We start from the raw sequence: 15,137 nt of genomic DNA, 5'->3' as shown, positions 1-15,137 counted from the left end.
GCGCCTTCTTTTTTGGAGTGATGCACATGACGCGCCTTGGACTACATCGTGACTTGTCGTTCTGCACGATTGATGATCACTTGGTCTTCCTCGATATCCAGAACGACCGCTACTTCCGCCTTTCACCGCCGCTGGAGTCGGCTCTAACCAATTACCTGGAAGGCCGACCTCCTCAGGACAACAGCCTTCGCAAGTTGGTCGAACAACACATCCTGATCAACGCGCCGGACGACAGCGAAGACGTGCCGCGCATGGAAGTAACAATGCCTATGAGCAGCGCCGTTGAAGACGCGATGATGCACGCGCAGCGCGCAAGCGTGGTGGAGGTGGCAGAGACCACGGCCATCGTTGTCTCCACGCAGCTGCAACTGAAAGCGCGGAGCCTGAAGTCGATTCTCGGCAAGCTGGCGGACTATCGCGAAAGACATACGTCCGACGCTCCGATGCGCACCGAAACGCAGATTACGCAAGCAGTGGCCATTTTCCGCCGCGCTCGATTGTACGTGCCCATAGACACCTGCTGCCTTCTCGACTCGCTCTCCCTGGCCAAGTTTCTGGCGCGGCGCAACGTGCGTGCCGAACTGGTCTTCGGCGTGACGGCGGACCCGTTCTCCGCGCATTGCTGGGTGCAACACGGCACCGTGATTCTCAATGATGCCTTGGGGCACGCGCTGGCCCATACACCGATACGGGTGATCTGATGCGCGGCCATTACCTCGCCATCCTGCCCCCTGACGGCCTCGACGTTGATGAGGCCTTTTCCCACCTCTATGCCGCACTGCAGACGAAGGGCCTGTGCGCGCGGTACCGGTTAGGCGCGATGACGTTGTTCGTCACGCAGCACATGCCCACGCTGTCGCTGCCTGGCGGCGGTCTGCTCCTGGGCCACCTTTTCACGAGGGATGGAGCGGCTGTCGATAGTGGCTCGGCATTCCTCGAAGAGGAACCCGCGCAGCTTCGCAGGCGCATTCTGGAACGCTTCTGGGGTTCTTATCTCCTGCTCCAGCCCGATGCGCCTGAGCCGGATGCTATTACGGTGACGCGCTCACCTGCCGCCGCGGGCAATGTGTCGTGCATCCACGCCATCAGCGAGGGCGGCGGCTTCATCACCTCCGATATCTCTCTGGCTGTCGACGCGCGGTTGTACCAGCAGCGCATCGACTGGGACTTCATCGCCCAGCGCCTTGGCTACCCCGGCATCAAGACATCACGCACCGGACTCGCCGACGTACGCGAACTGCTGCCCGGCTGCACGCTGAGCATCAACAGGGGCGATATCTCGACACGGCCGCTATGGTCACCTTGGGATTTCGTTGGCCCCGAGCATCGTTACGACAACCTTCGTGACGCAGCGACTCAGGTGCGTCGCGCCATCCAAAATGCCGTGCAGGCGTGGACGGCGATGGACGACACCCTGTTGCTGGAGTTATCAGGTGGCCTGGACTCATCCATCGTCGCGGCATGCCTGCGCCATCGCAATGCCCGGATCATTTGCTGCAACCTGACCACGCCGGTGCCTGGCGTGGATGAACAGCCATACGCCCGTGCCATGGCCTCGCAACTTGGGGTTCCGCTTTATACCGAACAACTGACGTTCGACCAGGCGCGCTTCGAGTTCGCGCCCGCCCCGGATTCCGTAGCCCCGGCAGTGGGCCCGTTGCAATACGCCGTGGACCAGACCATGGCTGCGGTCGCCGAACGCCATGATGCCACCGCCTATTACTCGGGCGGTGGTGGTGACTCGGTGTTCTGCTATCTGCGCACGGCGGCCCCCGCCGCTGACGCGTGGAAGACGAAAGGCCTCAGGGGCGCTGTTACCGCCATAAGGGACTTGGCCGATATGCATCAGTGCACCCTATGGAAGGCGGCGCGCCTCACATTGGCCAAGCGGCGGCGGCCACCACCCTCCGCCTTCCATCCAGACCCGACGTTCCTTGCCGCCGATGTGGCATCCATGAAGCCGCAAGCGCACCCATGGTTTGCGGCGCCCGCCAACGCGCTACCCGGCGACAGAGAGCGCATTTTCGATCTGGCCGGGAACCAGCTGTTCCAGGATCAGGCATCACGCGGCACCAAGCATCCGCTACGCTTTCCGCTGTTATCGCAGCCCGTCATGGAGGCATGTCTGCGCACGCCCAGCTGGATGTGGATCGACGGTGGCAGGAACCGCGCGGTCGCGCGAGCCGCGTTCGCCACCCTGTTGCCGCCCAGCGTGGCAAACCGCCAGAGCAAGGCCACCTACATGAGCTACCTGGGTGCCGTTTACGAACGCAACAAGGCGCAGATTGCCGACTTTCTTCTATCGGGCCGACTGCGGTCGCAGGGCCTGTTGGATGAGCGCGCCCTCCGTACTTTTCTGGCTACGCCCCTGCCAGCGCGTGACCAATCCTTCCTGAGGGTGTTCGACCTGTGCATGGTCGAAAACTGGGTGCGCCACCAACCCTAGGTGGTGCGCTCTTCAATGCGCACTCGGGTGAAGAGCCTCTCGCATCGCCTGCCAGCGCTTGTACTGTGTGCGCTTGGAAGGCGCCGGGTCCTCGTAGCCCTGCAGCCAGAACCGGAACCAATCCAGGTTCCGTTCGTACACCGCCAGCTTGTGCCGAGGCTGAAACTTGTTGTGTGGCTCATTGGGAAACACGTACAGGTCCGCACGATGGCTGAGCATCAGCGGGATGGCATAGCCAAGCGAGAACATGTACTCCTGCTCGGGAAACTGCATCAGTATCGGGGCGTGAATCTTGTCCAGATTCAAGGTCGGTGCAATCTGCCGCCACTGCCTAGGTGTCTGACCCGGTGAGCCCAGCTGCCAGTTGGATCGCAACAACGAAAGAAAGGGTTTGCCGATATTGCGCCCCAGCAGGTAGTACAGCTTCGACGTGGTCGGCGATGCCATCGACGCGGCGGCAATCGCATGCGAGTGAATGAGCGCCCACATGGTCACCTCGCTACCAAAGCTGAGCCCGCCCATGCCTACGCGGTTCGTGTCGATTTGGCCTTCCGATGCCAGCTGCCGCACGGCGCTCTCCACGGCCGCTTGTCCCAACTCGTAGCGCTGCCGCGCGTTGGGCGAGAATGACGGCGCATTGATACAAAGCGTGGAGACCCCCTGCTCCGCCATGCTCGCCAACGGCCACTCATCTCCCGGACCGCCACGGGCGAACCCCATGCATCGGTAGTAGGTAACGAACAACGGTGGTGGCCTCTTGCCGGCACGGTGCGCGGGATAGAACTGTCCGGTCAATGTTCGGCCTTTGGCATCGGTCCAGCGCAGCACCCGCGCATGGATATCGGCAAGATCACCCGCCAGCACCCTGTTGGGATCGAACATCACCGTTCGCTGGCCCGTGCGCAGATCGATGCGCTCCAGTCGCGGCGGACGGGCGGCGGTAGCCGTCACGCACGCCAACGCCGTGCGAGACACACCACACTGCCCCGGTACCCAACGCCGTTCGCCGGCAAGCAAGCCCTTGGAAAACGCTACCCGGTGCACGCCGCCAGTCTGGACATTCCAGCGATAGATCGATTGCCCAAAGCCGTTGTCGTAAGGCGTCACCGTGAAGATCACTTCGTCGCTGTTCGGCCTCCACTTGATGTCACTCAGCGCCTTGCCGGTACATGCCGCCGCCGTGCACGGGACCACGTTCTTCGCACGCAAGCTTGGCAACATCAGCAGACCGATACGTGGGTGGTCGGTCGCAGCTTTCGTTCGCGTCAGCACGGCAATACGCCCGCTTGCAGGGTCTTGCGCCAGCTTCCACGCGTGGGGTACCCGTTTGACGATGTCCGCCACCGTCAGCGACGGCTTGGCGTGTGCGGCATGCGCAAGATCACGCACCTTGCCGCTGGCCAGGTCCACGGCTTCCCAGCGATCGGGGATATGGGCCGTCAACGCCACGCGGTTGAACATCAACCCCAGACGTTGCGTGGCCAACCGGCCGCCCGTGAACCCCGATCGGAACAACGGCTGCCCCAAGGGCGTGGAGCGATCGACACGAATACCCTGGTCGTACTCGGCCTGCTCGGCATCGGCGACAGCGTCGCGCGTGGGACCCACGCTGTACGTCAACACTTTGCCGTCATCAGCCAAGGCGAATGCGCGCACATTGGCGTCACCCGTGGACATGCGCTGCGCACCCTGCCCATCGGTGGCCGCACGCCACACATCGACCCGTCCATTCAAGCGTGCGCGGTAATAGATCCAGCGCCCATCGGGTGACCAGGCAACCCTGGCCGGTAGCGCGATACCTGCCGAGTCCCGCAGGGGCACACCACCTGCACCCACTCGGCGCGGCGGCGTGGCCGCATCCATCGGCTGCACATACCAGGTGGAAGTGTAGGTATTGCGAGCGATGGAAGCCCGCGTAATTCGAAAGGCTACCCGCATGCCATCCGGCGACACCATCGGGTGGCTGAAGTCGGCCATGTCCACCAGCTGGCGTGGCGACACCGCCCACGTTGGCTGGGTGACGGTAAGGCCAGTCACCAAGGCAAATGCAAACAGCACCCGCCTGGCGACCGCGTGTAAACGCATAAACCGCATGATCTCGCTCCTTCGCCCGCGCCGCGATGCGCGGGCCAGTGGACGGCCTGACATCACCAGTGCTTGGACACGGAGAGGCTGAGATAGCGCCCGATCGCCGAGTAGTTGGTCGAGTCATACGGCGCGTAGGTGCGCGAGGTGACCGCGTACAGCGGCGGGGCGCGATTGAGAACGTTCTGCACGGACAGCTCCAGTGCCACGTCTGACCAGGCATCGCCACTTGCTCCGGTGTCGTAACGCAGCGTGGTATCGAAGGTGGTGAACGAAGCCCCCTTGCTGCCATCGGCGGTATTGGTCACCCCGCTCTTGTAGTTGCCAAACAGCGAGGCCGTGAAGCCACCGCGCTGCCATACCACGCCCACGCGGCTGTTGAGCTTGGCGGGGTAAAACAATGTGCCGGCCAGGTCGTAGGAAGGCTGCTCCGATGAATTTTTCTGCGTGCTGTGCAACCAGCTGGCCGAGCCGCGCAGCGTGAAGCGCCCCGCCGCCAAATCAAACCGATACGAGCCAGAGGCATCCAGCCCCCGGGCGCGTTGCCGCGAGGTGTTCATGAAGAGATTGGGCGCCACCGCCACCACCTTGTCGGGGTCGTAGGGCACCCCGGTGGCATTGGTAAACCGAAAGCCCTGTAGCAGCTGTGCCAACGCTGCCGCCGAAGGCGCCTGCTGAATAAACGGGGCGAACGCGGGGTTGCTCAGGGCCTGGGCAGGCACCAATGGCTGCACCACCCGGTCGGTGTAGTCCACGCTGAACCAGCTCAGCTGTGCCTCCAGACCGCTCACCGCCTCGGGATGAAAGGCAAGCGAAGCACTCCAGGTGCGCGCCCGCTCCGGCTTGAGGTTCGGGTTGCCGCCGGTGAGATAGAGCACCGTGGCGTCCGGGGCGTAGCCGGACCCGCCCAGCGCGGCGGCAGGAAACAGATAGGCATCGCGCGTCAGGTACTGCTGCGACAGCGTGGGCACCTTGAACGACTTGCCCCACGAGGCCTTCAACGTCAGGTCGGCATTGGGGCTGTAGAGCAGCCCCAACTTGGGGGTGGTGACACCACCAAAGCTGTCGTAATCCTCACCACGGATGGCCCCGGTCAGCTCGAACCGCCGCGCGCCGGACACACCCTGATCCGGCCCGATCAACGGCATGTTGAGTTCGGCATAGGCGAAGCGACTGCTCACCTTGCCGTCGACCTGCGTGTAGCCGCTTATCAGGTTGCGATCCTGAAAGGCATTGCTGCGGTAACCCAGCCCCACGGCGAGCCGCGTCTCGCCACCGGGCAGTGAAAACAGCGGCCCCTCAGCGCCCAGCTCGTAGTCGCGGCTTCGGTTGCGATAGCCGGTGCGCGAGAGCGTGGACAGGCCGGTGGCGGGCGTCACCACGGTGTAGCGCACATCGGTGTGCTCGCGCCCCCAACTTCCGCCGAGGGACATGGTCCAGTCACCGGGCAGATAGACATCCAGATTGGGCGACACCAGCGAGGTGATCGTCTTCGGTGCGTTGTGCTCGTAGTTGGTGGCGTTGCCCTGGTCGGTGAAGATGTCGCGCCGGGTGTGAAAGGTATCCAGACGCAACTCGGCGCTATCCCCCAGCGACTGATGCAGGCTGAGCAAGCCACTGCGCAAGCGCCCTTCCTGGTACAACGTGGAAGGCGCGTACATGCGCTTGGCGTAGTCGCGCTGGCTGGCGTAGATCGGATCGTTCTTGCTTTGCTTCCATGTCGCGATCAACCCGCCCGTGGACCACGTGGTGCCGCCCACCAGCGTGTACTCATGTGTGGTCAGCCCGCCATCGGAGGCACTACCGTAGCGCGCTTTTGCGGTCACGCCGTTGAAATCCCGGCGCAGTATCACGTTGCCCACACCGCCGACGGCATCGGAGCCATAAATCGCCGACGCGCCATCGGCCACAATCTCGATGCGTTGCACGGCTTCCACCGGGATGGCGCTGATATCCACCATCTGCGTGAACCCGCCGTAGGACATGCGCCGGCCATTGAGTAGCGTGAGCGATGCATCCTGCCCCAGCCCGCGCAGATTCAGGCCCGAACCGCCGGTAATGTTCTGGTTACCCTGCCCGCCGCCGGTGGCGCCCGCCGCAATGCCGGGATTCTGCCCACCGGAGAAATTCTGCGGCACGCTGCGGATGACCTCGCCCAGGTCCGCGAAGCCCTCCTGCTTGATCTGCTCGCTGCCGATGCGGATCACCGGCGATGGCGTCACCCCACCGCGAATGCGTGTGCCGGTGACGGTGATCACCTGCAGATTCGTCGGCGCCGATGAGGCCGCTGCCGGTGCATCACTGGGCGGATGGCTCTGTGTGCCCGCGGCTGGCGCCCTGCCCTGTTCCTTGGTTGTAACCGTGTCCTGCGCGCTCGCCCACCCGCTGGTTCCGACGGCGACCACGAATGTGGTGACAAAAAAGGACCTTCGTAACGTGTTTGTCCGCATGCTGCGCTCCCTCCCCTTGATTAGCTTTTTAGGCCTGCCGATTCGGTGATTCCGAGGCCAGCCATGACATGGGCTAGATCTGCCTGAGCAGAACCCCATCGACGACATCGCTACTTCGCCCTGCTCACTGTCACCGCCCCTCCCCACCGTTCCTCGCATACACCCAGGTCCCGCTTGTAAAGCGGGCGTCTAGCAATCATTAGCTACATTAAATGTAGCGCTAAGGGCAAAACGACGCGCCGCTGCAAGCAGCGAGGCCCAGGTACATAAGTCGGCGTGCGGCGGTTCGATCACTGCGACAACAGCGCCGCTTTACTGATGCTACAGATAATGTAGCATACATTTCAGGGCTCAGGAAGTCATCCTGTACACATAGGAATGACTCTCCAAGGCTCATGTCACGAACAGATCCTCGCAGTATGTTTACCAAGCGCTTGAGGCAGTCGCGCTTGGCATTGGACATCTCTCAGCGCGAGCTGGGCAGGAGGATTGGGCTCTCGGAGGATGTCGTGTCCAGCAGGGTGACAAGGTACGAACTAGGAACTTCTGAACCTGACTTCGCGACGGCCGGCAAGCTCGCCAAGGAGCTTGGAGTACCGTTGGCCTGGCTGCTGGCAGACACCGACGTGCTCGCAGATATCATTCTTGCCGTTTCGAACATGTCGCCGGCAGATCAACGAAAGATGGCAAGCCAATTGAAGGCAAAAGCAAAGCGCTGAGCACGAGTTTGGTAGGCACGGATCTATGCCGCACCCAGGCACTAAGAGCAGCTGCCCTCCGCAAGCAACGTCTCATCTCTTACCTCTTGAATCGGCTTAGCCCTACATACGCCGAGCGCTCACAACGCCACACTGACACTGCCGCCGAGTCAGGTCTGATCCGACAGCGCGTCAGGCACACGCCGACACACATGTCAGGCTCACAGGCCGATGACGCGGCACTTCTCTATCCCTAGATACGGCAGAGCACAAACGGCAGACGGCCGAAATCGGCCAGAAGCAGTCGCTCGAAAAAACTTAATTCCCTCAGTCCCCTTTTTGTGTGGTCAGTCCTCCTGTGGCGCAGGAGCGGGCTCCATTGCGCCGTCGAACCAGTTGTCGAGCACCGCCAATGAGGCGTCGGAAAGCTCCTGCGTGAAGATCAGCGCCAAGCGTGTTGTCGGGCGGGAACAGCACACATAGAACAAGTTGCGGTTCCTCTCGAATGCATCCTGCTTGCCGGCCGGGGCTCCCTCAGCCGACCACTGCAGGAATTGGTCGAAGTTGTACTTATTCCAGCCACGCCCTAGAACGATCAGGACGTTTTCGAACTCGTCACCCTTCACGCTGTGCTTAGTTGCGAACGGAGTATGGCCGTCGATAAACCTGTCTAGGGCGATGACTTCCTTGTAGGGAACATCCCGCAATTGCCGGAGCTGCCGGACCCGGCGTGGCGGCTCCCCCCCCTCTTCGCCATTCCATTCATCGGCCTCGTGAACCGCATCGAGCAAAGCGTCTGGCAGTTGCGGACGCGCATGCTTGAGCATGTAGTCCAGTACTTGGCCTATGGTCCCGTCGAGTCTGATCCTGATGAGGCCGTCCATCGATGAGGACCATGCGAACTTGTCCGCATGCGAAGAGACGGCAGGCGCCGGCCCGCCCAGCAACGAGAACATTTCTCCGAACCGCTTGTGATGGAAAGCCGTGCAAGCGGGTTCGAGCACGTCGCAAAAGAACGCTATAAGCGGATCTTCCTTCTTGATGTACTGATCCGTATAGGAAAAGATCTTGCTGATCGAATCGTAGCCCTGCTCCGAAGCCAAGACGTTATGGGTGAGCATGAGTACCTTGGTTCGCGGGGGAGTCAGGTCCCAACCGTCCCCTTCCAGCTTCTTGATTAGCGTTGCCAAATAGGCATGGGCGACATCGGCAGGTAGATCGCCTCTCCAGTGCCCGCCTCCCGCTCCGGATCGACGCTCGCCTTGCCAGGCATTGGTGTGAAACGCCATTGCCGAGCCAACGAAACCCTCGTCCATTACCGCTTGTGGCAACTCTGGCCTCATCCTGTTCAGGACATCGACTATCCTGGTCGCTGAGCGGAAGTTCGCCTTCTTGCCGATCTCCGTCAGTGCTTCATGGGTGACGTGGCCGCATGTCTTGTCGTAGATGCGCTGCCAGTGGTCGCCGAACAGACCGATCATCGGGCCGGTTGCGCGTCCGAGCAGATGCTTACTCATGCCGGTCATTACCGCGGCGTCCGTGTCCTGGTACTCGTCTATCAATACGAACGGGTATTGTTGCGCGAGAAGCGCCTGGAACTTCACGTTCGGGAGCAGCGAGACCATCAGTCTTAGGACGTCGTCGTGGTGCAAGGTGACGGCGTCGGCGGTGACGCGGCGGTGGCCGAGTTCATATTCGACGATCCGACTACCGATTCCGTCAGCCTCGGCCAACTTCTCTTCCCATTCCAGCATGACCGCGATCAGTGGCCTCAGCGCTGGCTGGAATCTCCTGACCAGCGACCAACAGAAAGCGTGGATGGTGTCGACGACGACCAGTGGGTTGCTGTCGATACGGCTATTGATGACTGCCGTGGCCGCATTGGTGTAGGTGATGCAGGCGATGCGCTGGTGGTTCCTGCGCAGCTTGGGGCCCTCATGCTCGATGAGGTACTTGAGTGCTTCCACCAGCGAATAGGTTTTGCCCGCACCGGCGCCGGCTTCGAGCAGGAAATTGCGATGATCCTGCAGGCTTTGTGCGACAAGCGCTTCCGCTTCCCGTGCGGCAATCAGTGCAGGGCTAGCCTCGGGCACCGCACTCATGCCGCCGCTCCAACATCGCCAGGAGGGATGGGCACAGGGGACGGATCGCCTTCGGCGAGCCATGCCAACCCGCAGCGGATGTAGCGCGGGATGTTCCAATCGTTCTCCGATAGGGCATGCGTAAGTGCGAATGCGGACTTCTTCTCCTCTCTCGCTCTTTCCCACGCCTGGGTTTCCTTCTCCTCATCGCTAGGCCCTGGCAACGGGAAAAGCTCAGGGTTGGCCAGCATGAACGCGTCTTCGAAGCTGCGGCCGCAAGGTCCCGCCTCTGCTTCGGGACACTGGTAAGTAAGCCGCAGCCGACTTTTGGTCTTGGCGGCATCCCCGACCGCTAACAGTTCCGCCGGAGTGATGTCTTTGTTGCTGTACCAAGATTTCAGGCAGGCGTTGCTCGTCTTCTGTCCCTGCGACACCTGGCAGGCGACGAATTTCCCGGCACCGTTGGACTTTACGCTGTCGAGGTCGGTGATGACTAAGGTCCGAAGTTCAAGGAAGTTGACGAGGTCGAAGAATATGTGCGCGTATGCGCCGCCAACCTCGACGACGGAGAGATACCGGCTACTAAGCTTCTTTCCCTCCGCGAGGTCTCTGTCTAGCATTCGGATGATCCTTGGGAGCAACAGTCTTTCGGTTGTGCCCTCAACAAGGATTGCCTTGTCCGCGAAGAAGAGATCACACCGGGTAAGGGTCATGTACTGATGCAGGAAGCTGCGGTCTGGTTCAGGCTTTCCAGCAAGCCCCTTCCTCAGATCCTTGACCTTGGTGCTCATGGCGCCGTTATCGTCCGCGGAAGCCAGGAAGTACCGGATCGTCTCGAAGTGAGCCTCATTGGCGACATGTGACGAGTGGGTCGAAACGACAAACTGCACGGGCCACGATTCGCCGGTTTCTTCGTTGAACGCCGATGCGATCTCCGTGATCTTGCGGATGAAGACTTCCTGCATTTGCGGGTGCAGGTGGACCTCGGGCTCCTCAATGAAAACAAGGTGCACCGAGGGCCTGGGCTCCATCGCAAGATAGAGCTTGAAGAACTCCCGGAGCTGCAGAAGGATCAGAATGATGTTGCGCGTTCCCAAGCCGTTATAGGCCTCGGGAAGATGAATCCCATCGGATCCGGTATACCGGACTTTTGTGTGGTTGGTCAGGAGCTTGGCGACGTCGAGAGTCGTTTCGGTCAGGAGCTTGGAATCATTGAGCCCCGGATAACCGAATAGCGACAGCGCGGGAAGCAGTTGGTCGAGCTTCTCGTTGAAGTCATCGCCCATCTTTTCTTGGATGGACTTAACCGCAACCTCAAGCTCCTCGGCGATGGCGTGGTTGTCCGTGTCGTCGGTGTTGCTTTTGGCTGTCGAGAACAGGTTTTCGAGCACCTTGCCGATAACCACGCGCTCTTTTTGGCTTGCATCATCCAGCCCCCGCTGTGCGCTGATGAAGCCGCCGAGGCATAGTTTCCTCAGCGTCGACCGTTCGATGACCTTCTCGTTGGTCGCATCGTTTGGATCGACGGCGACGAATGTTGTTTCGTAAAGCGCGGGAATCCGGTCGCGGAGGAGGCGAAAGAAGTCTGGTCTTGCGTCCTCGTCCGTCTCCGCAAAGTCTCCAAACAGTTCGGGCAGCTTCCCGTCCTTGAGTGCGTACCGGACGACGGCCAATGCCTGCGTACATTCGGGCTCGAGGTCGACAATCAACTCGCTGAGGAGGCCAAGGTGCTCGTCCTGTTCATACGAAAAATGAAGGCGCACTTCTATTACAGGCAATATCTTCCTTATCTCCGCCTCGTCCTCACCCTCGGATTTTCGAAGATGGGAATTCCAGAACTGGTCGTAGCAGCAGAACGAGAAGTCCTCCAAGGAAAAAGAGGGAGAGGCATCAGACAGAAGGCGCTTCATCACTTCCGTTAAGGATGTCTTGCCGCTGTTATTGCGTCCGACGATAACGGTGGCTTGATCCTCCAGAAGCAACTGGACGTCGTGCAGCAACCTGAAGTTCTTGGCTTCGATTTGTTTGAGATACATGGCAGGTTCCTCCTGAACCGTGCAATGAGCCGATGTCGTCGCAGTCTGCCTATATTTCGCGGCTTACGCCAAGAATGACCGCTTTGGGTCGGAAGCGGACCTCGGTCGACGCCTGCACGATGGCTTCGGCACTGCCAGCACATCAGTCTATGCCACGCAGCGCTAAAGAGAGCGCGGTGTGCCCAAGGAAAATTTGGCGCGCCGCTCCGATACTGCGTCTCCCTTGTCCACAAGCCGTTTTACCGAAACCGGCGTCGCGATGGCTCTCTCCTTGAGCGGAACGGTGGGGAGCGGTACGGTGGTCGCGGGGGGCGCTCAGGTCGCTCAGCGGGCGCACGAACACTGCCAGGAGTCGAAGCTATGTCGTTGCCGCTTACCTTTGTGGCTGTGGGCAAACCGTCGTCAGTCAATGGCACGTCCGCGAAGAAGCACGCGTGGAAGGCAATTGTGTACGCCGCGGCGAGCGCGGCGGTTGCCGCTAAGCTGCCCCCATGGGTGGGCGGCCCATACCCCGGTCGCACGACCGTCAAACTGTTCTTCTTCCCCGCCACCTTGCAGTACATCGACGTTGACAACGGGATCAAGCACACGATCGATGGCATGAACCCGCCTGTGCTGCTCAACGACAAAGACGTGCTGCGGGTGCTTGCGGAGCGCATTCCCCCCGTGTCTGGAGCTGGCGTGGTCGTCCCCGTTGGGGCGGCGTTCGAGCTGGTGAAGGCAGCCCACATCGCGGCCGGCACGTGGGCCGCCGCTGTACCGGCAAACCACGCCACAGCAGTGAAGGTGGAACAGCATATGTCGACGGGGTGGGCACTGTGGTGAAGCGCGATTACGAGGATCTGCAGCTGCGCCTGATCGGACGCGAGTACGAGCGCGAGGGATATTCCGTTTCGTTCGAGGTTGCGTTCCCGGGTCTTGATACGCGCTTCGACGCTGTTGCGCATCGAGAATCCGACGGCGACTTGGTCATCATCGAACTCGTCAATGCGGAGCGATCGCCTGCGTCACGGGGTGGCCTGGAGGCTTCGCTGGAGGCCGTAACTCAGATATACCCCCGTACCCGCGTCGACATTCGGCGTATCGATCCGGAGGTTCCCGGGTGGACGCGGCTGCTGTGGGCACGACAGCGGTCGACGGAGCACCTGCGGACTGTCCTTCCCAAAGCTGGAGGCGAACCGGATTCCGACGCGTTTCAGCGCAATGCCGCCGAGCTACTGCAGTTGTGGGCAGGCCATGCTTCCGTGCTGCGAGCCTTCGCCGCGTTATCCCTTGAGGGTATGCGGGAGCCAGCCACGGTGCTCGCCATCTACAACGCACTACTTGCTGCGGGGTTGCTTCAGCCGCCTGAAGTGGTAGTGAACGGCGTGGAACTGGACCTTTTCCAGTTGTACGACCTTGCGATAGCGGCGCTCCAGGGCTCGTTTATTGAGCCAGCCGAGGTCGAGCAGCTGCGGAAACACGTGCTATCAGTGCGTTCGCAGGTGGCGCGCGTGCAGGTGCAGGGGTAGTCCTGGGGTCGCGCCGAATAGAGCTAGGCGGGTGCCCCGGACACACGCTATCTCCTGCAGCGCCGGACAGAGCCTAAATCTTGAGTAGCCCGCGACGCGGCCAAGAGCACGACTAATCAGATCTGCCGCTGGTAGATGAGTACCACGTCCGCTATCGGCCAAAAGCGGACGTCCGATCTGATTTGGCCCGTTACGCTCACGACAAAAGCGTCGCACTACTCAAAGCCTAGTGCATGTCGCCTCTAACCCGACACACTTGAGAAAGTATCAACAATTGTTCTCGTACCAAGGGAACTGCGAGCCTCTTAACGACATATTTGATCGCGATTCTTGCCGATACTTCGAAGTGTCCTTGCCTACGTTTAGGCGTCCATGAAGTACGCGAACTTGCGGCGAGGCGAATATTCCTTCCACTCGGTTTCACGCTGCCAAGTAGTCAAGGTTACGAACCAGCCGAGCTTTCGGCCGAGTCTTTCCTGCGCAGCATTGAGGGCGTCGGAATCCATGAGTGCGGCGACTCCGCATCTTGTGTTGCCCCACTTTGGATAGTTAGGGCGCCAGTGGTCATTCCAAGTCACCGTCCTCGAGAGGACAACTTCCTCAGGTCCTACTAGTTCGGTCGCCTCTCCAGTGCACCGAATTGTACCCGGGGTCACGCGGGGCTCGGGAACTCTCAGCCCAGCGCTGAACAAATTGTCGACTCCCCGTAAATCAGTGCCAAGCTAAATTAGAGGTTGCCGGGTCGTTCTGAAGTCGGAATTCGACGGGCGTGAGCCCGTCGAGGCTGTCGTGGGGAATCTCGTTGTTGTAGTCGGCCAGCCACCGTTCCGCGTGCTCACGTACTTCGGTGAGTGTGCGGAAGATGTACATGTCGAGCACGCCACGCCGGAAACTGCCGTTGAAACGCTCGATGAAGCCGTTTTGCATGGGCCTGCCCGGCTCGATGAAGTCCAGAATGATGCCTTTGCGCTCGGCCCATTCGGCCAGCGCCAGTGCGATGAATTCCGGCCCGTTGTCCAGGCGAAGCTTGGCCGGATAGCCGCGCCAGGCCGCAATCCGCTCTAGCGTGCGGATGACACGCGTGGCGGGCAGGTTGAGGTCGACCTCGACGGCCAGTGCTTCGCGACTGAAGTCGTCAATCACGTTGAACGTCCGGAAGCGCCGCCCGTCCCACAGGGCGTCGGACATGAAGTCGATCGACCAGCTAGCGTTGATCTGCTCGCCAGCCACCAAGGGCATCGGACGCCGGTTCGGTACACGCTTTTTGCCGCGTCGGCGGCGATTGAGTTGCATCAGGCAATACACGCGCCACACCCTCTTGTGGTTCCACACCAGGCCGCGGCGCCGGATCAGCTGAAACAGCTTGCCGAAGCCGCGCTCTGGAAACCGCTCCGCCAGTTCAGCGAGCAGCGCAATCACGTTCTCGTCCCGATCCGGTCGGCGGCGGTAACGCGCCGTTGATCGCGACAGTCCCATCGCCGAACAAGCCCGACGCTCGCTCCAGCCGTGGTGATCCATCAACCACGTCAGCAGCGGGCGCTTGTGCGCCGGGTCTACAGCTTTTTTGCGATGAGATCCTTCAGCGCGTGGTTCTCCATCGCCAGCTCGGCATACATCCGCTTGAGCTTGGCGTGCTCCGCCTCGACGTCGCGCAGCCGCTGTATGTCGGACGCTTCCATCCCGCCGTACTTGGACTTCCACACGTAGTACGTCGCGTCCGATATACCAAGCTCGCGGCACACGTCCTTAACCTGACGGCCGCCTTCGACCTGCTTCAGCGTCGCGACGATCTGACTCTCGGTGAACTTGCTCTTGCGCATCTTCGGTCTC

11 protein-coding genes are annotated in these 15,137 nt (G+C 61.1%); 5 read left to right on the top strand and 6 right to left on the bottom strand.

Going from position 1 to position 15,137, the window contains the following annotated elements; all coding sequences use genetic code 11:
* Positions 1 to 26: 26 nt before the first annotated feature.
* Positions 27 to 701, top strand: a complete 675-nt coding sequence (locus HBF24_RS11520; RefSeq protein ID WP_167173020.1) for a lasso peptide biosynthesis B2 protein — start codon at positions 27 to 29, stop codon at positions 699 to 701.
* Positions 701 to 2,446, top strand: a complete 1,746-nt coding sequence (locus HBF24_RS11515; protein ID WP_167173018.1) for an asparagine synthase C-terminal domain-containing protein — start codon at positions 701 to 703, stop codon at positions 2,444 to 2,446. The genes HBF24_RS11520 and HBF24_RS11515 overlap by 1 nt, the downstream gene beginning before the upstream one ends.
* A gap of 12 nt (positions 2,447 to 2,458) precedes the next feature.
* Here HBF24_RS11515 and HBF24_RS11510 read toward each other — a convergent pair whose 3' ends face one another.
* Positions 2,459 to 4,540 (bottom strand): Atxe2 family lasso peptide isopeptidase, encoded by a 2,082-nt coding sequence (locus tag HBF24_RS11510; RefSeq protein ID WP_240922496.1) that lies wholly within the window; start codon positions 4,538 to 4,540, stop codon positions 2,459 to 2,461.
* A 53-nt stretch (positions 4,541 to 4,593) separates the two neighbouring features.
* On the bottom strand, positions 4,594 to 6,789 hold the full coding sequence (locus HBF24_RS11505) for a TonB-dependent receptor (protein WP_343162758.1): 2,196 nt from the start codon (positions 6,787 to 6,789) through the stop codon (positions 4,594 to 4,596).
* A gap of 611 nt (positions 6,790 to 7,400) precedes the next feature.
* Here HBF24_RS11505 and HBF24_RS11500 point away from each other — a divergent pair.
* On the top strand, positions 7,401 to 7,700 hold the full coding sequence (locus tag HBF24_RS11500) for a helix-turn-helix transcriptional regulator (protein ID WP_167173013.1): 300 nt from the start codon (positions 7,401 to 7,403) through the stop codon (positions 7,698 to 7,700).
* A 326-nt stretch (positions 7,701 to 8,026) separates the two neighbouring features.
* Here HBF24_RS11500 and HBF24_RS11495 read toward each other — a convergent pair whose 3' ends face one another.
* Positions 8,027 to 9,781 (bottom strand): UvrD-helicase domain-containing protein, encoded by a 1,755-nt coding sequence (locus tag HBF24_RS11495; protein WP_167173011.1) that lies wholly within the window; start codon positions 9,779 to 9,781, stop codon positions 8,027 to 8,029.
* On the bottom strand, positions 9,778 to 11,796 hold the full coding sequence (locus tag HBF24_RS11490; RefSeq protein WP_167173010.1) for an ATP-dependent endonuclease: 2,019 nt from the start codon (positions 11,794 to 11,796) through the stop codon (positions 9,778 to 9,780). Before HBF24_RS11490 ends, HBF24_RS11495 begins: the two co-directional genes overlap by 4 nt.
* Before the next feature lie 360 nt (positions 11,797 to 12,156).
* On the opposite strand from HBF24_RS11490, the gene HBF24_RS11485 reads away from it, so the two are divergent.
* Both HBF24_RS11485 and HBF24_RS11480 read left to right on the top strand, forming a co-directional pair.
* A complete protein-coding gene (locus HBF24_RS11485; protein WP_167173008.1) occupies positions 12,157 to 12,621 on the top strand; it encodes a hypothetical protein in 465 nt (154 codons plus the stop codon).
* Positions 12,618 to 13,307: a hypothetical protein gene (locus HBF24_RS11480; RefSeq protein WP_167173006.1), complete on the top strand. Its 690-nt coding sequence runs from the start codon at positions 12,618 to 12,620 to the stop codon at positions 13,305 to 13,307. The genes HBF24_RS11485 and HBF24_RS11480 overlap by 4 nt, the downstream gene beginning before the upstream one ends.
* A 362-nt stretch (positions 13,308 to 13,669) precedes the next feature.
* Here the strand turns inward: HBF24_RS11480 and HBF24_RS11475 are convergent, their stop codons facing one another.
* Positions 13,670 to 13,813 carry a hypothetical protein gene (locus HBF24_RS11475; RefSeq protein ID WP_167173004.1) on the bottom strand — a complete coding sequence of 48 codons (144 nt, stop codon included), beginning with the start codon at positions 13,811 to 13,813 and terminating at the stop codon, positions 13,670 to 13,672.
* Positions 13,814 to 14,018: 205 nt separating this feature from the next.
* Positions 14,019 to 15,127, bottom strand: a protein-coding gene (locus HBF24_RS11470; protein WP_167173002.1) for an IS3 family transposase whose coding sequence is annotated in 2 segments (ribosomal slippage) — positions 14,019 to 14,866 and positions 14,866 to 15,127 — 1,110 coding nt in all. Because the reading frame shifts where the segments join, the coding sequence is not laid out codon by codon here.
* Positions 15,128 to 15,137: the final 10 nt, after the last annotated feature.

This window comes from Oleiagrimonas sp. C23AA, assembly GCF_011759385.1.
In the GTDB taxonomy this organism is placed as follows: Bacteria; Pseudomonadota; Gammaproteobacteria; order Xanthomonadales; family Rhodanobacteraceae; genus Oleiagrimonas.
Note: the sequence above shows the minus strand (reverse complement) of the source record. Positions and strands in the feature narration are given on the sequence as shown.

Coding starts and splice junctions, on each gene's coding strand:
- HBF24_RS11520 (WP_167173020.1), top strand. CDS start 27: ATGACGCGCCTTGGACTACATCGTGACTTGTCGTTCTGCACGATTGAT.
- HBF24_RS11515 (WP_167173018.1), top strand. CDS start 701: ATGCGCGGCCATTACCTCGCCATCCTGCCCCCTGACGGCCTCGACGTT.
- HBF24_RS11510 (WP_240922496.1), bottom strand. CDS start 4,540: ATGCGGTTTATGCGTTTACACGCGGTCGCCAGGCGGGTGCTGTTTGCA.
- HBF24_RS11500 (WP_167173013.1), top strand. CDS start 7,401: ATGTTTACCAAGCGCTTGAGGCAGTCGCGCTTGGCATTGGACATCTCT.
- HBF24_RS11495 (WP_167173011.1), bottom strand. CDS start 9,781: ATGAGTGCGGTGCCCGAGGCTAGCCCTGCACTGATTGCCGCACGGGAA.
- HBF24_RS11490 (WP_167173010.1), bottom strand. CDS start 11,796: ATGTATCTCAAACAAATCGAAGCCAAGAACTTCAGGTTGCTGCACGAC.
- HBF24_RS11485 (WP_167173008.1), top strand. CDS start 12,157: ATGTCGTTGCCGCTTACCTTTGTGGCTGTGGGCAAACCGTCGTCAGTC.
- HBF24_RS11475 (WP_167173004.1), bottom strand. CDS start 13,813: ATGGATTCCGACGCCCTCAATGCTGCGCAGGAAAGACTCGGCCGAAAG.